This is a genomic window from Chitinophaga sp. 22620, assembly GCF_052044405.1.
Lineage (GTDB): Bacteria > Bacteroidota > Bacteroidia > Chitinophagales > Chitinophagaceae > Chitinophaga.
Genome location: NZ_JBQEMV010000004.1, coordinates 17,754 through 36,313 on the forward strand (window position 1 = coordinate 17,754; position 18,560 = coordinate 36,313).

Here is an 18,560-nt window from a genome sequence, read left to right on the forward strand (position 1 = left end):
TTATTCAACGGAGATTGTTCTGATCCTGCGGTTCTTTTGGTCTGCCACATAAAACGTAGCAGCGGCTTCGTCGTAAGCAATGCCCCATGGCTGGTCGAATTGCGCTTTCCGCAACGGGCCGTCCGCATACCCGTATTCGCGGGGCCTGCCGGCAAATGTGCTCACCACGCCTTCCGGGGTTATTTTCCGGATGCAGTGATTGCGGACGTCCGCCAGGTAGAAGTTATTATACTTGTCGAAGGCGCCCTGCTGCGGATGGTCGAACCGGGCATCCGCCCCAACGCCGTCCAGGTGGCTATGCTGGCCCCTTCCGCCGGCAAAATGCACGGGTGCGTCCAGCATGCCGGTTTCCCTGTTGTACTTGGTCCGCAGGATGTAGCTTTGGTTCACCACTACGATGTAGGCAAAATCTCCGCCGGGGGCAAACTGGATATTGAACTCCCAGTTCACATCATCCACGCGGTACATCAGCCTGGTCGATTTTGTGGTACGGTCCCATTTGAACATTTCCCCCTTTGCATAGGAGTTAAAAAAGAAGTCGCCCGTTACGGGATTGGCGTCGCCCCCGTTGGTGGTCTGCGAAAAGATAAGCGAGTTCCATCTTGTAAAGCCGGACTCAGGGGTAAGCACCGCGGTGCTCAGGCCCCGCTCATCCCATTGGTCGTTGGTAACGTACAGCGTGTCGAACGTAGGATTAAATGCCAGTGTCCTGGGCCTGTCCAGGCCGTTCCCGGTTCTGAACAGCGTCTTTACATAGGTCCGCGCCGAATCGATGAACCTTACACCTCTTCTTTCTTCGATCAGGTAGAGGTTCTTATGCTGATCAAAAGTAAGCCAGTAGGGCTCTTCGAACTGCGCTTTCTTAATATCGCCGTCCACTATCGCCGTTCTCCCGTCCTTGTCGGTAAAGCCGGCCAGCGTGCCTACCACGGGGTTAAAAAGATAATTGAAGTCGGTCTTTGACACCACTTCTTTCGTATCGCTTCCGGCGCCGATCTTTACCTTTACAGGTCCTTCCCCGGCCTGCGAGGGGATGAGCGCGAAAATGGTGGTGCCCTTTACGCCCACAACAGGGGCGGGCACATCGTTCACGAATACTTTTACGATCGCGGCATCCGTTCCGAAGTTGTCGCCATAAATGATCATCTGCGTGCCCACGCCGCCGCTGTCTGGTGTGAACCTTTGCAGGGTCACGGGTTTGGACGGATCAAATCTGGCAACGGTGTCGGACATTTTGTTTTTGGAACAGGCAGCGATTAAAAGACCGCCGCAAACGGCAAGGGGAATGCTTCTGTGAAGCAGTTTCAGGATTTTACTCATAACGCGTTGTGCTTTTAATTACTCAAAGCATATTTTGGTCTTTGAAGTGTTACAGCAATTTTGGACGTGGATAAAAAGTGGAATCAGGAAGTAACCGGTAAGTTGAAAGCAGATGCCGGTACATCTGCATGGCACAGCGCATGTTCACAGGTATTCTGTTACCAGGTATTCAAAAGTAAATTTACAGGTTGCCGGTCTCAGCGTGCCGCTATTTCGAATCAAAAAAGATTTATATTGTATCATTCTTTGGCAACAGCTTCCCCGCAATTTCGGTATCCGGCAAACCTGCCGTATTTTTAAATTATTGATTATCAATATTGACAAAAAGAGCGCAAGGCCGCCTTTAAGCGCTAAATGATCCCTGAGCTTTCACGTTATGGCAAAACGTCTCATTTGTACGGTGATAGTATTTTTCCTGCTTTATGAAAGCAGCGCACAGTCGATCTACTTCAGGCATTACGAGGTGGAGAACGGCTTGTCCAACAATTCTGTGATCACTTCTTTGCAGGATAAGGACGGGTTTATGTGGTTCGGCACGCCCGACGGGTTAAACAGGTTCAACGGCTATAATTTCAAGGTCTTCAGGATAGGGGAGGATAAGCCCGGCGGCCCTAACAATAACCCGATCTTCCACCTGTACGAAGATGTTAAGGGAACCTTATGGGTGGCTACACTCAAAGGCCTGTTTTATTTTAACACGGCCACCGGCTCGTTCACCAGGCTGCACAATACAAAAGGCCAGCTGGTAAGGGTCATTCATGGCGACGCTTATAACAATATCTGGTTTGTTGAAGGCACCGCGTTATACAGGTACAATATCGGAACAAAACATATCGACGCTTACCGGGCGCCCTCGCTGCAAAACATCACGACCTTATATAAATCCGCGGACGGCACGCTGTGGCTGGGCTGCGCCAATGGCGTGCTGGGCAGGTACGACGGGCGGCGTAACGACTTCGTGTATTACACATCCGGTAAAGTTGTGCGCACCGCCAATACGATTGAAACGATCTGCGAAGACAGGGAAAATGAATGCCTGCTGATCGGTACCTCGCAAACCGGCTTGCTCAGGTTCAGCATCCGCGACGGGCAATGGACTTCCATAGCATTGTCGCCGGTTAAAAGCGCGAGCGTTTTTGTAAGGAGCCTGCTGAAAGTGAACAGCACCGATTTTTGGATCGGCACGGAATCCGGGCTGTACATTCTCAACAGCCGCACTGGCGATATACGGCATATCTGCAAAGTGCCGCACGACCAGTATTCCCTGACCGACAATGCTATTTATTCGATCTGTAAAGACAAAGAAGGAGGCATTTGGGTGGGTACCTTTTTTGGCGGCGTCAACTATTACGCGCATCACCCCATCGCTTTTGAAAAATTCTTCCCGACCTCTGCCCCCGGCTCTATTGAAGGAAATGTAGTGCGTGAAATGGTACAGGATAAATACGGCAGGATATGGGTGGGGTCTGAAGATAAGGGAATGGCCGCATTTGATCCCGCGAAGGGGACTTTTGTGAACTATAACAACGAAAACAGGAACGCCCCGGGCTTACCCGGCAATATACACGGGCTGCTGGCGGATGGCGATCGTTTGTACATCGGAACTTTTAAAGACGGGCTGTATGTTTTCGACCTGAAGAAGAACAGGATCGTGCAACATTACGCCGCTTACACGAATAACGGGCTGAACAGCAACTACGTTAACATCCTGTATAAAACGGCTGCGGGCGCTATCATTGCAGGTACTTCCAACGGTGTGTATAGTTTCGATAAGGCCGCCGGGCGGTTTCATTACCTGCCGGGCCTTGTGCGGGACGAGTTTTATTCCGCCGTTACACAGGACAGCAAAGGGCGCATCTGGCTGGGGACGCACGGGAATGGTATCTATTACATAGATCCCGGTCAGCAGGCCCGGAAACTGTCCGTGCAGGTGAACGGTTACGATCCCTTCAATAATAACAAGATATTGAACTTCCTGGAAGACGCGCATAACCGCCTCTGGATCTGCACGGAATCCGGCCTTTTCAGGATGGACCTTGCCGGCTATGCCGTTAAAGTGTATAATACCCATGCAGGCATGCCCAGCAATATTGTGTACTGTACCATGCAGGACGAACGTAACAATATCTGGGCCTCCACCTCCATGGGGCTGGCTTATATTGATATGAAAACGGGGCTGGTAAAGACCTTCAAACAAAGCGACGGCTTGCTGAGCGATCAGTTCAATCACCGTTCATCCTTTAAGGATAAGGAAGGGAATATGTATTTTGGCTGCCTGAAAGGGCTGATAAGGTTTAACCCGCAAAGCCTTACCCCGGTTGATTATGTGCCGCCCATCTATCTCACGAAGCTGGAGGTGTTCAACAAAGACGCCGCCGTCAACTCCCGGCACCTGTTCTACGACTACCTGTTCCTGCATAAGAAAAATATCCAGCTGCCTTACAACAATTCAACTTTCAGCCTCGATTTCGTAGCGCTTAGTTTCACCGCGCCGGATAACATCCGGTACGCTTATATGCTGGACGGGATCGATGAAAGCTGGAACTTCACCGACAAGAACAAGATCATCCATTTTAATAACCTGTCGCCGGGGAACTACACCATTAAGATAAAATCCACCAACAGCAGCGGCATATGGGTTTCCAATGAAACTTCCTTTAAGATAAAAATAACGCCGCCGTTCTGGAAAACGGGCCTGGCCTATGTTGTTTATGCTTTGGTTATTATTGTTATGATCTATTTCGCGACGAAATATTACAGCAACCGTTATAAAGAGCGGCAGCTCCGGCTGATGGAGATCTTTACGCTGAATAAGGAAAAGGAGCTGTACCAGGCCAAGATCGACTTTTTCACCAAGGTGGCGCACGAGATAAAAACGCCGCTTACGCTGATAAAAATGCCGATGAGCAAGATCCTCAAGAACGTTTCGGCTATTCCCGGGATGGAGCATGAGGTGATGGTGATGAATAAGAATACGGACAGGCTGCTCACCCTCACCAACCAGTTGCTGGACTTCAGGATGGTGGAATCGGGGAATTATGTTCTGCATTTAAACGCACGTAATATCGTTCCGGTTATTGAGGAAGTATATAGCAGCTTTCAGCCTGCCGTCAACAAGAAAAAAAATACTTTCGAGCTTGTTATCGGAGAGGCGGCGCTTATTTGCAATATCGATGAGGACGGGGTGATCAAGATCGTGAGCAACCTGATAGACAACGCCATTAAATACTGCCGCTCCCGGATCGTACTGACGCTCGGATCGGATCCGGCGGGTGAAAATGCGGTTGTCTGTATAACGAACGACGGGGATATTGTTCCGGAAAAAGAAAGGGAAAGCATTTTCGAGCCTTTTTACAGGTCGGGCAATACGATGACTACGGGAACCGGCATAGGATTGTCGCTGGCCAAATCCATTGCACTGCTGCATAAAGGCAGCCTGGAATACAGTGTACATGAAGGATTGAATACTTTTACGCTCACCCTTCCCCGGCTGAACGTTACTGACGCTGAACCCCATGAGCGCAGGCGCGATGCTTACAACGGCGATTTTTGATAAGCGCGTGTATGGGCTTTTTCAATATACTCGGAGGGTGACATTTTGAAATACTTATAGAAATTTCTCCTGAACTGGCCCGGCGAGTTATAGCCGGCTTCTTCCGCCAGTTCATTTACCCTGTGGTTGCCGGAATTGATCAGGTCTGCCGCCTTCTTCAGGCGGGTGAGGTTGATGATGTCGTGGGGAGACAGGTCGGATATGGATTTTATTTTTCGGTAAAGCGTAGGCTTGCTCATGTTCATCAGCACGCTCAGCCGCTCCACGTCCAGCTGCGTTTCATCGAGGTGTGCGAGAATGGTGCTTACCAGCCGCTCCAGGAAGGCAGCATCCATTTGGGTATGCGCAATGCTGTTGATATGTACGAGCGGCGACTGGGCGTAACATTGTTTTAGCTTCAGCCTGTTGGCCAGCAGGTTTTCCACCTGCGCATACAGATGATCCAGCGAGAAGGGCTTTTCTATATAAGCGTCGGCCCCTGCTTTTAATCCCTGTATCCTGCCCTGCAGCGTGTTCTTTGCGGTTAACAGTATAACCGGTATATGACTGAGTTCCAGCGTCAGCTTGATCTTCTCGCAAAGTTCAAAACCGTCCAGCCTGGGCATCATCACATCGCTCACCACCAGCTGGATAAATTCGTGCTGCAGGATGGAAAAGGCTTCTTCGCCGTCTTTGGCGGTATACACTTTGTAACCTTTCTCCATGTCGTGCAACAGGTAGTCGAGGATATCGTCGTTATCATCAACGATCAGGATGCCGGGTTTGGTATGCTTCAGAATTTGGCCGATCTCTTCCATAACGGGTGCTTTATTTAAGGAACAGGGGTGGATTAGTCAGGTATAGCTGTGGGATACAATTTAACGAATAAAACACATTCATCCAACCATGCGGCCTGTCATTTTGATACTGAGTACGGAAGATCTTCCGGCTGCAGCATCCTTTGCCTGTCTGCTGTATTTTTCATTTCAAACGAAAGGATGCCTCCCGCGGCGATGTCCTGGTAAGTGATAAATGTTTTGGAATAGGGCCTGCCGTTCAGCGTTGTCTGGTGCGTGTAGACGTTCTCCGCCGAGTTGCCTTTTGCTTCTATGATGAATTTTTTCCCGTTCTCCAGCCTGATCGTGGTTTTCCGGAACACGGGGCTTCCCAGCACGTATTGGTCCGTTCCGGGGCATACGCTGTAAAATCCCAGGGCGCTTAGCACGTACCAGGACGATGTCTGCCCCTGGTCCTCATCGCCGGGATATCCGTTCTCCGTTGCATTGTACAGCTTTTTCATCACCTCGCGCACATGGAACTGTGTTTTCCATGGCTGCCCTCCGTAGTTGTAGAGGTACATCATGTGCTGGATCGGCTGGTTGCCGTGCGCGTACTGACCCATATTGGCCATCACCATCTCGGTCATTTCATGTATCATGCCGCCGTAAGTGCCCACTTTTACTTTGTTCGGTTCGGTAAATACAGCATCCAGCTTTGCGCAGAAGGCCTCGTCTCCGCCGAGCATTTTTTTCAGGCCGTTAATATCATGGAATACGGACCAGAGCCAATGCCAGGCATTACCCTCGGTATAGGGGCCGCCCCATTCCACGGGATCGAAATCTTTGAGCCATTCCCCATGCTCGTTCCTGCCGCGCATAAAACCGGTGGTGCTGTCGAACACATTCCGGTAGTTGAACATCTTTTTTTCGAACCCCTGCCTGTATTTTTCCTGCTTTGAGGCTGTAGCCAGCGCATAGGCGCAATAATCGTCATATGCATATTCCAGTGTTTTGGCCGTTGCTTCCCGGTACCTGGGATAGGGTACATAACCGAGCCGGTTATATTCCGGGTAACCATCCCTCCCATTGGCGGGCCCCCAGGGCCCTTTGTTATTGGATTCGTGATAATAGGCTTCCAGGGCCGCGGAAGGATCGAAGCTGCGTATTCCCTTAACCCAGGCGTCCGCCAGCAGCGAGATGGCATGATTGCCGATCATGCTGCCCTGTTCGTTGGGGAAGGACCAGGAAGGCAGCCACCCGCATTGCTCGTTGGCATGCAGCAGGGCCTGCATATACCGCCCGTGCATTTGCGGGTACAGCAAGGCATTCAGCGGGAACTGCGCCCTGAAGGTATCCCAGAAGCCGGTGTCGGTAAACATATAGCCGTCATGCACTTTGCCATCGTAGGGGCTGAAGTAATAAGGCTTTCCTTCTTTATTCAGCTCGTAGAATTTCCTGGAGAACAGGCTGGCCCTGAAAAAGCAGGAGTAAAAGGTTGCTTTATCCTCTTCCGTACCGCCTTCCACCGTGATCCGCGACAGGTGTTCGTTCCATATCTTTTTTGCGGCGGCCTTTGTTTGCTCCAGCGTTTTATGCCGGCCCAGTTCCCTGGACAGGTTGAGCTTTGCCTGCTCTTCGCTGATATAGGAAGAAGCCGTTTTAACCTGTATGGTAGCGCCCTCCTTGAACTGCAGGTATGCGCCGGTTCCTTTTCCTTCGCCCTGCAGGCTACCGGGCTGGATGGCGCCGGTTATATTTTCCCAGGTGCCGTAAGCTGTAAAGGGAGTGTCGAATACGATGACGAAAAAACTTTTCCATCCCTTTTGAAATCCCCTTCCGTTATTTACAAAACCGGTGATCATTTTTTCTTCCGGGTATATTTTCACGCCGCACAACCCGGTATAGCCGTCCAATATGATATTCCCTTTATGCCCCTGGGGAAATGAAAACCGCAGGTGCGCACCGCGTTCCGTGGGCGCCATTTCAGTGCGGATCCTGTTGTTGAGTATAACGCTGTAATAGTAAGGCCGGGCTGTTTCATTTTCATGCTCGAAGCCGGTGGCCCTTTGGTCCTGGTTTACTGTAAGGCTGTCCATAACCGGGAAAAGCGAAAAAACGGCGTAGTCGTTGGACCATGAGCTGCATTGGTGCGCCTGCTGGAAGCCCCTGATGCTTTTCCTGTGATACTGGTATTTCCATCCGTCCCCGTTATTACCCGTCTGCGGCGTCCAGGTGTGCATGCCAAAGGGAAGGGCGGTGGTTGGATAGGTATTGCCCCTGGTCAGCTCGTGGCTGGAATTTGTGCCCTGGAGCGTATTCACATAGTCCGCAAGCGCGGTTTGCTGGCATAGGGCGTTCCCGGCTGCAACAAGCGGGATCACGAAAGCTATAAATAGTTTTTGCATAGCAAGCTAATATAAGGTGGATACTCAACTTTGCCAACCCTTCACTCCATTCCCCATAACGGTCATTTGTTCAGCTTATCATCCAGCACCTTCATAAAATAACCTGCCACCACGCTTCTCGCCTGGAACCCCACCTGCTCTCCGTTAGTGGTTTCGTGCCAGTCGCTCAAAGGCACCCTGCTGCGCGTTTCCAGGGCATATTTGTGAAGCGGCAGGATGAACTTCTCAAACTCTGCATTATCCCTGGCCGTTACAGCCGTCCATATGATCCAGTCGGACTTGGTGTAGGTTTTCCGTGAATCCAGGGGAAGGCCGTATGGTTGCTGTTTGGTCAGGTAATAGCTTATCTCTTTGTCGAATACGCTTTGCGGGAAAAGATTAAAATCCAGCACCTTATCCCATACCAGGTTATATTTCTGGCTCCAGGTGTTCTTCTTTTCAAAGGCCAGCGTGTAATGATCTCCATCGTCGGCCAGTTTCATCCAGTTCTGCATCATGGTGCGGCTGCGCTCCAGGTAATACTGTTCGTCCTCTTTATGACCCAGCATACCGGCAAGGAAAGAATAGCTACGCAGCGCCATGATCGCTTTCGCTGAAAGGTTCACATTCCTGGCCAGGTGGCCGGCAAAATCGTCAGTGCACAGCTGGTTGGCCGGATCAAAACCTTCCTTGTCCAGGTATTTGGCCCAGGTGGTAAGCGTAGGCCAGTGTTTTTTTGCATAGCCGGCCCCGCCTTCCGCTTTGGCGATGGCGGCCGCCAGGATCACCATGTTGCCGGCTTCTTCCACGGGCATGTCCTCCCCGTATACCTGACCGTTTGCCAGCGGATAAGTGCCCAGGTCGTGTGCGGCAAAAGGTTTGGTCCATTTACCGCTTTCGCTGTAATAGAAAATGCCGTTCATCATACCCTTTTCCAGCTCAGGATTATAGGCGAGGAATAAAGGGGCGGAAGGGTAGGTGAGGTCCACGGTGGCAATGCAGCCATTGCTGAAGTTCTCCTTGGATAAGAACAGCAGCTCTTTCTGCGGGCTCTCCACTAATGCGTGGGCGGCGATACTCTGGCGGTAGGCCAGCTCGCAGAGTTCCGCATAAGCCGTCCCGCCGGCATTAAGGGCGTCTGTATAAACCGTGTCCTGGAATTGTTTCACCTTTTTCATCACGGCGTTATAATTAACAGCCGCTGTATTCATCAGCACGCCGAATTTTTGGCCGCCGTTCTTATTCCACCAGGGGCGCAGGTTTTTGCCAAAATACTGGATGGCATATACTTCATCATAACCCAGCAGCATGAATTTTTCCAGGGGCTCAGCGCCAACCTGGCCAAAGGTCAGCACCGTGTTGAGGCTTAAACGTTTTCCCGTTCTTTCAGCGGGGCCTTCATAACGGTTCTGTAAAAACTGGCGGATACCGTTTTTTTCATCGGCGGAAATATATTGCCTGGAGTGATCTTTAGCAGCTCCCACATAAAAATACCCCCAGTCTATACGCAGATCGTCGCCCTTTTTCATTAACACGGGCTGCTCTACGGTGCCTGCCTGCAGCAGCTTTATACCGCCCGCGGCAGCCGTTTTGGCCGTCATCTGCTGTGTGGGCAGGTTAGCGGCGATATCGGTGCTGGCGCTCAGCAGCACAGATACCTGGTGCTTGTTGCCGTCGTTGGACTTTACCTGGTAGCTGATGTAGGATACGGGCGTGGATAACAGCGCCAGGTCCTTCAGCAGCAAAGGAGAAGTGAATGTCAGCACCAGGTCCACTTTTCCGCACCGGAACCGGTACTTTGTTTCCATGGCCTTCACGTCTGTTTCCTGCTGTTCCGCCGCCACGATCATTTTGCTGGCCGGCGTTTCTATTTTCCTTACGATGCCCGCATCCAGGAAACGGCCGCCGGCGGTGTTGCGCACGTGGAAAGCCAGTACGTTTTTACCTGCTTTCAGGTTGGCTTTCAGCTCTTTTCCCAGGTTCAGGTAGGTGTAGTTGTTTACCCAGCCCTGCTTATGGTAGATCGGCTGGCCGTTCAGATAGATGTCGATATTGTCGTCGTGATTGATCTTCAGGAAGAGGTTGTCGAAGCTTTCATTTTCCTTCAGCGTAAAGGTCCTTCGCACCCAGAGATCATTCGTGTTCCAGAAGGTCTTTGCTTTTTGCCGGTCATCCGCAAACGGCGCCCCGCCTGTTTTCCAGCCGGCGTCATTAAAATCCGGGCTGAACCATTCCGATCCGGGATTATCTAGTGTATAAGCCACCTGGTAGGCCGTTTCGTCGGCTGTTGGCAGTACGGTCATGAACTCGTCGGTTTCTTTCCCGAGGAAACGGTACCAGGTATCGTCTACTTTAATGATCCCGATCAGGGAGTGGTCTGCTCCTGTCCAGTGTTTTGTAACAGATCCGTTCAATTGGTCCGTGCTGCTCCAGATACTGAAGTAGGGGGTATGTGTGATAAGCGGGTAGCTGGGTGCTTTTTGTTCCTGCGCGAGGCAGATCACAGACTGAAAGAAACTACCTGCAAGGATAACAGCCATCCTGAAATGCTGAGCCAACACTGTCATAATTAATTTGTTCAGTTTTTAACGATTATAATAGCGGGAAATCCCGGTAAATGCTTTTGTCAGACGAGGGCGAATTTCAAAATAAAATGGGTAAGTCAGGTAGTCAAAACGTTTCAATATCTGGTCAAATTGAATCATTTTACCTTGTTCCCGTTTTTAGCCTGTCATTTTTTGTTAATTTAAATATACCCATTCGAAAATTGTGCCCATAGCAGCCGGTATTGGTGTTCAAACGATCCATCCTCAGCCACGTAATACAGTTGTCAATTCCACGATAATACTATTGTAAACCCAAACCCAAAACCCGATGAAAAAACAACGTAACAGGACCATTCCACTGCTAATTTCCACGGTTATCACTGTATTCAGTTTTGCAGGATGCGCTGAAAAGGAAGTTTCACCCGCAGAAACCGGTAAACCAGCTGCTTTAAGTGTTAACGCGTCGATACTGAGCGCGGTTGGCCTGATGAGCGGCAATCCTGTTTTGCCCGTTGCAACGGCCGATCCGGATATCATTTACGCCAATGGCAAATATTACATTTACCCGACCGCTACCGGGCCGAACGCCAGCCAGTTTCATGCCTGGTCATCCACCGACCTGCTGAACTGGACGGATGAGGGCATTGTGCTTGATCTGGCGAATGTAAGCTGGGCGCATACGGATGGATGGGCGCCTGCTATTGTGGCACGCAACGGGAACTATTATTTCTATTTTACCGCAGCCAAAAAAATAGGCGTAGCTGTAAGCACCAGCCCCACCGGCCCGTTCGTTGATAAAGGCAGCGCGCTGGCAACCGGCGACGGCACTGACCCCATAGACCCGATGGTGTTCATCGATACCGACGGACAGGCTTATATGTACTGGGGTAACACCACGTTCAACATCCAGCGGCTTAACAGCGATATGATATCGCTGACCGGCACCCGCGGGCATAATAAGCCGTCTAACTATTTCGAGGCCGCATACGTGATCAAACGGAACAACATTTATTACCTGATGTATTCCATCAACCATTTCGGCAATGATGATTACCATGTTGAATATGCCACTTCGTCGAACCCGATGGGCCCCTGGACCTACAAAGGCCGTATAACATCTCCCCGGGGAGCGATAAAAGGGCCGGGGCACAATGCCGTGATCAGGAAGCCGGGCTGCAGCGACGAGTATTTATTCGTTTATCACCGGCGTACCAGCACCAATATCCACGAACGCCAGGTAGCGATCGACAGGATGTTCTTTGATGCGGCGGGCAATATTATGCCGGTAAGTATCACCAATTCGGGTGTTACACAAAACGGCCCCGGAACACCGTGTTATGTGCCCAATCCTATAGCCAACGGGCAGTATGCCATCAGGTCGAAGGTGAATACCACCGCGGGCGCCGGCTTATACCTTGATATTGCGGGATGCGCCACCGGGAATGCTGATGTAAGGACCTGGACACGTACTGATTGTAACGGTCAAAAGTGGAACCTTACTTACCAGGGTAACGGTTTTTATAAGATCATATCTGAATTGCCCAACCACAAGTCGCTGGACCTGGATGCCTGCGGGATAGACCGTGGCGCGAATATCCAGGTTTGGGACGTGTTCCCGAACGATTGCCAGCTGTGGCGCATTGAACCTGCAGGAGGGGGCTGGTACCGCATTATGTCGAGATCAAGTAACAACGTGGTGGATATTGCCGATGGGAGTCCGACGCCCGGAGCGGACGTACGGTCATGGAACTGGAATGGTACCGACGCACAGCTGTGGAAATTTGAAGCTCCGTGATACGGGCTTTGCTGGTCAACATGGGCTTATCTGATCCCGCTCCCGGGTGGAACATTTCTTCCATCCCGTGCGTTAATTAGGTAAGCTCAGAAACTATGGCAACAGTCGCATTAAAAAGCGCGGAGGGCAGATGGCTGATGATTCCCGTTATACTGGCCTCCGCCATGGCTTTTATAGATTCCACGGCATTGAATGTTGTATTGCCTTCCCTTCAGCAGGACCTGGATGCTTCCGGTGCCGAGCTGTTCTGGATATTGAACGCCTACCTGCTCATGCTGGCCGCGCTGATATTGATCGGCGGCACGCTGGGCGACAGGCTGGGCCGCAAAAAGATATTCATGGCCGGTATATTCGTCTTTATCCTGGGCTCCGCAGCCTGCGGCCTGGCGGGCACTGCAGGCCTGCTGATCGCTTTCAGGATCATCCAGGGCATCGGCGGTGCGTTTATGATACCGGGCAGCCTGTCGCTGCTGTCTTCTTCCATCCATGAAAAGGAAAGAGGCAAAGCCATCGGCACCTGGTCTGCCGTTACAACACTGGTGACCCTGGGCGGGCCGATACTGGGCGGAGCGCTGGCTGATGCGGGACTGTGGCGGTATATATTTTTTATCAACGTGCCGATAGGCATTATTGCATTGCTGTTGCTCTGGAAGAAAGTAAAAGAGAACACCGATAACAATACCCGGCAGCGGCCGGACTTCGCGGGCGCCATATTGATCGCCCTCGGGCTGGCCATGTTGACATTTGGTTTTCTGCGCATGCCGGAGCTGGGCCTCCGGCATGCGCAGGTATATCTTTCCCTGGCAGCGGGGGTGTTGCTGCTCATTGCCTTTATCGTGGTGGAAAAGAAAAGCGCTTACCCTATGATGCCGCTGAAGCTGTTTGCCAACTTAACTTTCAGCGGCGCGAACCTGCTCACGTTTTTCCTGTATGCGGGCCTGGGCGCGGGCATGTTGTTCCTTTCGCTCAACCTGGTGCAGGTGCAGGGTTACAACCAGCTGCAATCGGGGCTTACATTTTTACCGTTTACCGTGCTCATGCTCGCGATTGCCCGTTTTGCGGGCAGCCTGGCGGATAAGTACGGCCCGCGGCTGTTCCTGGTGGCGGGCCCGTGCATTGCCGGCATTGGTTTGCTGATGCTGTCTTTTGTAAAACAAACCAATGGACCGGCCAGTTACTGGACCACTTTTTTCCCAGGCATCGTGGTGCTGGGACTGGGTATGTCTTTCACCGTGGCGCCGCTTACGGCAACGGTTATGACCGCGCTGAGCGACCGCCTGTCGGGCACCGCGTCCGGGATCAACAATGCCATTACCAGGATTGCCGGGGTGTTTGCCAATGCGATCTTCGGAGGGTTGGCTGTGTTATTATTTACAGCTTCGCTGCAGAAAGACATTCGGTCGTTGCCCGTAGATCCACAGGAGAAACAGGAAATTATCGCACAGGCAGGAAATCTTGGCAATGCCAAAGTGCCGGAGGGTATTGGCGCCGGTCATAAAGATGCGGTAATGAAAATTTACCACCAGGGATTTATCGGCGCTTATGGAAGGATCATGCAGCTGTCGGGAGCGTTGGGCATATTAGGCGGGCTGATGGCATTGTTTTTTATCAGGCCGAAGGCGCGGGAAAAGAAAAACTGATCCTCAAAATTATTCTGCTGTTTCCAGCCACCTGAAGCTCTTTGCATCCGCTTCCAGCACATCTTCGCCGCCGTTCACCGGCCGGAACCGTAACGCCACTACCGCCGTAGCGCGGGGAGACACGCGGTCGTCCGAACGATGGGTGTGAAGCACATAATACATTTTGCCATCCTTATCGTAAAACACATCGCCGTGGCCTGAACCGTTCTGCCCGACCGTATGCCGGCTGATGACCGGGTTGCCGGTGTATTTCTTCCAGGGCCCGGTAGGGGAGTCGGAAGTGGCATATCCCACCGCGTAATCCTTGTTGCGGAAATCGTTGGCGGAATAGATCAGGTAATAGAGGTTTTTATGTTTGAGGACAGTCGGCCCTTCGGCCACCGGCCAACCGGCGCCTGCGGTGTTTTCCCATCCTTCCGTACTGGCAATGCATTCTTTTTCCGTGCCGGGCACTACGTCGCTCAGGTCTGGTTTCATTTCAGCAACGAAGATGCGGTTCCCGTTCTGCAGTTTCACATGGTACAGGTAGATCTTCCCGTCCTGGTCGAAGAAAAGGAAAGGGTCGATCTGCTTACCCGATCCGCTTAACGGCAGGGGAGCGTTCTGGCGGAAAGGGCCTGCCGGACCAGTCGCCTTTGCGATCGCAATCTGTTCATTGGCCGTATAAGCCATATAATAGCTGTTCCCCTGTTTAAACACCTGCGGCGCCCAGAAGCCCGTGCTGCCGAAAGCATCCCCGCGTTTCAGGGCAAGGCGCCGGGAAGAGTCCGCAGCCTGGCTCCAGGTTTTCAGATCGGCAGACTCATAGAACAGGAAACCCTCGCTGCTGCTGGTTCCGTACAGGTAATACTTTCCGTTATCAGCGAAGATGGTCGGGTCCGCCAGGAAGATGGCCGGCTGCTGAGCCGCGCTGGCAAAGGCCGAGGCGATAATTGCAGCTGTGAATAAAGATGTTCTGTATTTAGCCATAACTATAGGGTGTTATTTTTGTTTCCTCTTCAGAAATGAGAACAGCCCGCCCGATTTCCATTCCTTTTTCCGGGTTAGCGCCTCTTTATTATCCGGCGCCAGTTCCAGCACTACGTCCACCGTTCCGATGGCGGCCTGTTTTTCGCCGGAGGCCATGCAGGCGTCTGCATAAACCAATGCGGTGGCGAAACATGCTTCATCCCACTTCCAGCCATTATCATTGTAAAAGGAAATGGCGTTCCAGGCATAGGTCTTGCATTCTTCCCATTGCTGCTGCATGGCACAACATTTCGCCAGGTGCATGCTGACGTCGCAGATGCTGGCCCGGCCGCTTTCCTCCGCAGGATCGCATCCATTCAGCACCTTCGCCAGGTCTGTTTTCGCCTGCCCGTATCTTTCAGTCTGCAAATAGGAAACGCCGCGCATAAAATGCAATTTCAGCATAGACTCGGGTTTGATGGCATCCGCTTTTATGGACTGGTAATTGTTGGCGCAGGCAATACATTGTTGATAGTCCTTCAGCTGGAAATAGTTTTGCATCAGCATATACCAGGCCGAATTGTCGTCAGGATGTTTTACCAGCTGTTCCTGCCAGGCTTTAACGGCATCTTCCGTACTGCCGTTGCTGAGCAGGTCGTGCCGCGCATTCTGTACGGTGATATACCGCTCGCTTAAAATGAACAGCTCTTTTTCCGGCAGGTCCTTGCCGTATTTTCCGATAAAGTCATTGTATTCCTCTTCGGTACGCTGCAACAGCGACGCCAGCTCTTCGATGTGGCCCAGGCTGGACAGGGCGGTCAGTATCTCTCCTTTTAGCTCGATGTAGTCTGCAAACTCCATGAACTCCCGGCCTTCGCTGATGGCGCGGTCAAATGCCGCAATGGCCTCATCGAAGCGATTCAGGTGCATCAGGGCAGTTCCAAGGCTGCTCGATTGCTCCCAGAAAGGAGATATCGAATAGCCCAGCTGGTGCACGTCGGCAGCCTGGTCGTACGCTCCGCCGGCGGTCAGCGCAATACCGTAATTGTTACAGCACATGGCAAAAATATGGCCTTCGTCGAACCCGGCTTTTCCTTTGTTATGGTGAAAATAATCATAAAAGCCATCGTAGGCTGCCCGGTAAAACGCGGTCCTGATCTTCAGCAGCTCCGGCGCAACGGGAGTGCCGGCCAGCAAGGCTTCAAATTCGCTGAAATTAACGCCTGCGTTATAATAGAACATAGGCAGGTCGGCGGGCCATTTTGTAATAGCCGGCAGCTCGCCGTTTACATGCCAGGCCGTTTCAATAAAACGCTGTAAACCGATGGCGGTGCCTCCCAGCTCAAGGCTTTTTGTAAGATACGGCAGCGCCGCTTCGTAGTTCTCTGCATCGTATAAGGCGGCGCCGGCATAATGCCAGGCCCAGAACCAGTCCGGGTACATTTTTATGTATTGTTTCGCAAAGCTGAGTAGCTCGGTTGTATCCGCGCCTACTGCATCGGCAAATATCCGCTGCCCTATGAACATGGCTTTCACCAGCGATGGATGGTGAATGCCCTGGCCGTTAAGCGCTTCTAACTGGTGGTAAAGCGCGAGCCGCTCTTCCCCGGGGTCCGTACTGTCGGTAAAAAAGGCCGGTACGGCAGCTTCTCCGCCGGTCTCGTAATCCCCGTTGTCGAGCGCAACTTCTGCTATCCGGCAATACACCCTGAAGTCGGCATGCCCGTGTTTCAGCACTTCCCTGAAAGCTTCCAGCGCCTTGCTGTGGTCGGCAAATTTTTCGAGGTGGATCTTTCCCTTCCTGAAATAAACATCGCCGGATTCCTGGTCAAGCGCGGGCAGGTTGTCTTTATAGATCTCCCTGTTCAGCTCCGCCAGCAACTCCAGGTCTTTCAGCGCGAGATCGAATTCGCCGGTCTGGTAATACGCCTCCTGGCGGTAACCAAGCGCCCCAGCCCGCGTCATGGGATCTGCGGAGGCGGCCAGCCGGCTGCAATAACCGATGGCGGCAGGAAGATCTGCCTGCGCAATGAATATCTTGATGTAAGCCGCAAAAGTCATGGCTTCTTCGTGGGAAGGCGATAGTGCAAGCACTTCTTCGAAACAACTGGCAGCGGCGGTGAAATCCGCCTCGTTGCCGGATTGGGCCTCACCCAGGGCAACCTGGTACAGGCATTTGCCCTTCAGTAATAAAGCGTCCGTATCGTGTGTATTAAAAAGCAGCAGGAGATTGAGTTCTTCAAGACATTGCTGATAATTCCGTTGTTCGTACAGCGATTGTAATTGTTTTGAATCCAGCATGGTAGCGGGTTAGTACATTATAAAGTTCACCGGCAGGGGAGTTTCGCTCCGCGGCCCTAAAGCCCAAATATAAGGCATTAATAAAACGCGGCGGAAAATTCTCCATAGAATTATAGCAATAATAAATTGATAATAAATGCAATGCAATTCTATGCTTCGTGCCGGATGCTTTTCAGCAACATCCTGATGAAAGAATATCTATTTAACAATTTATGCAGACCTAAATTATATATTTGCATATGCAAAATTATCTCTATTCTTTATCGCATTTCCTATTTACTCCCGCAGTATTTCACTACCCGTCAAAAATGTTGTTTTTCCCGGATGGCAATTCTGACTCATCTGTTATTACCTTTTTTTCATCATTGCTGATCTATGACACAATTGATTTCTAAAGTTCAATACAAAAATTTCGAGGCAGGAGAATTTGTTGATATCCGGAAACGCAATTTCGAAGAAACCGTGGATTTAATTAGCAATTTTCCCTGGGAAACCCAAAGAAAAAAAATCGAAATCGGCCTGACCAATCCTTCAATTACAATTGAAGGGAAAAACAACGACTTCCTGAAGGTTGCGCTGTATTATAATCAAAAATACGTCCTTCATTACTTTGATGACAAGCAAACATTGTTTACTAAAAGTTTTATTCATTTGGAAGATGGGTTTTCTTTCATAAAAAAGTATTTCGAGCAATCCTCATTCGATCTTGCTGGCTTTAAAAAAGAAATTACCTGGTTTCAAAACAATTTGATACATTTTACGACACAAGATTTTAGATATTATCTGACACCGAAATCAGCCTGGAATTATTTATTGTGGACAAGTGGGATAAGTTTTATTCTTTCTATTGTATTGCTCATAGTGGTTCTGATGAAGCCCTTGAATCTGATGGATATTGGGGTGTTGATCCTGGTATTATCAGTGATGTTCTTGATAGGAGGAGGGTTGCATCTTATTTTCTTTTTCAGATACTACAAGCATGTCAGGGATAAGATCCTGATAATGTCAAGAGGTAATGATATTTTCTATTTTGGGAGTCTTGACAAACCGGTAAAATATGATAAAAAGGACCTGTTGGAGTACACGATCACCAGAATTCGTCAATCGCGAAATCCTTTTAGCAGGTTTGCGGTCGCAGGATTGAAGTTTAAGGATGGTACGGTCATCCAGATTCCTAATCTTTTGGTTGACGATTTAGCAATGGAAAACAAGCTGTTTGAATACAAAAGAGTAGACAAAAACGGTTTTCCATTCTTATAATAAAACTAACCTGGTTCTGAGATATGGGATGAAGACCTCCCGGTATAAATGAAGA

General features: G+C 50.8%; 10 protein-coding genes. 4 read left to right on the forward strand and 6 right to left on the reverse strand.

The window, feature by feature from the left end; translation table 11 throughout:
• Positions 1-1,320: an IPT/TIG domain-containing protein gene (locus ACTJIK_RS19620; protein ID WP_440649232.1), complete on the reverse strand. Its 1,320-nt coding sequence runs from the start codon at positions 1,318-1,320 to the stop codon at positions 1-3.
• 376 nt (positions 1,321-1,696) lie between these two features.
• Here ACTJIK_RS19620 and ACTJIK_RS19625 point away from each other — a divergent pair, with 376 nt between their 5' ends.
• Complete coding sequence (locus ACTJIK_RS19625) at positions 1,697-4,873, forward strand: ligand-binding sensor domain-containing protein (RefSeq protein ID WP_440649233.1); 3,177 nt, start codon at positions 1,697-1,699, stop codon at positions 4,871-4,873.
• Here the strand turns inward: ACTJIK_RS19625 and ACTJIK_RS19630 are convergent.
• The 3 genes from ACTJIK_RS19630 to ACTJIK_RS19640 all read right to left on the reverse strand — a co-directional run bounded on the left by ACTJIK_RS19630 (position 4,855) and on the right by ACTJIK_RS19640 (position 10,555).
• Positions 4,855-5,670: a response regulator gene (locus tag ACTJIK_RS19630; protein ID WP_440649234.1), complete on the reverse strand. Its 816-nt coding sequence runs from the start codon at positions 5,668-5,670 to the stop codon at positions 4,855-4,857. The two genes, ACTJIK_RS19625 and ACTJIK_RS19630, sit on opposite strands and share 19 nt — an antisense overlap.
• A 98-nt stretch (positions 5,671-5,768) precedes the next feature.
• Positions 5,769-8,036 carry a GH92 family glycosyl hydrolase gene (locus tag ACTJIK_RS19635; RefSeq protein ID WP_440649235.1) on the reverse strand — a complete coding sequence of 756 codons (2,268 nt, stop codon included), beginning with the start codon at positions 8,034-8,036 and terminating at the stop codon, positions 5,769-5,771.
• A gap of 62 nt (positions 8,037-8,098) precedes the next feature.
• Entirely contained in the window at positions 8,099-10,555 is a 2,457-nt protein-coding gene (locus ACTJIK_RS19640) for a glutaminase domain-containing protein (RefSeq protein WP_440649825.1), read from the reverse strand.
• Between the two features lie 334 nt (positions 10,556-10,889).
• Between ACTJIK_RS19640 and ACTJIK_RS19645 the strand changes: the two genes are divergently transcribed.
• Positions 10,890-12,356 carry a family 43 glycosylhydrolase gene (locus ACTJIK_RS19645; protein ID WP_440649236.1) on the forward strand — a complete coding sequence of 489 codons (1,467 nt, stop codon included), beginning with the start codon at positions 10,890-10,892 and terminating at the stop codon, positions 12,354-12,356.
• 95 nt (positions 12,357-12,451) lie between these two features.
• Complete coding sequence (locus tag ACTJIK_RS19650) at positions 12,452-13,996, forward strand: MFS transporter (RefSeq protein WP_440649237.1); 1,545 nt, start codon at positions 12,452-12,454, stop codon at positions 13,994-13,996.
• A gap of 9 nt (positions 13,997-14,005) precedes the next feature.
• Here ACTJIK_RS19650 and ACTJIK_RS19655 read toward each other — a convergent pair whose 3' ends face one another.
• A complete protein-coding gene (locus ACTJIK_RS19655) occupies positions 14,006-14,965 on the reverse strand; it encodes a glycoside hydrolase family 43 protein (protein ID WP_440649238.1) in 960 nt (319 codons plus the stop codon).
• A gap of 12 nt (positions 14,966-14,977) precedes the next feature.
• A complete protein-coding gene (locus ACTJIK_RS19660; protein WP_440649239.1) occupies positions 14,978-17,245 on the reverse strand; it encodes a tetratricopeptide repeat protein in 2,268 nt (755 codons plus the stop codon).
• 375 nt (positions 17,246-17,620) lie between these two features.
• Between ACTJIK_RS19660 and ACTJIK_RS19665 the strand changes: the two genes are divergently transcribed.
• Entirely contained in the window at positions 17,621-18,505 is an 885-nt protein-coding gene (locus ACTJIK_RS19665) for a hypothetical protein (RefSeq protein ID WP_440649240.1), read from the forward strand.
• The last annotated feature ends 55 nt before the right edge of the window (positions 18,506-18,560 follow it).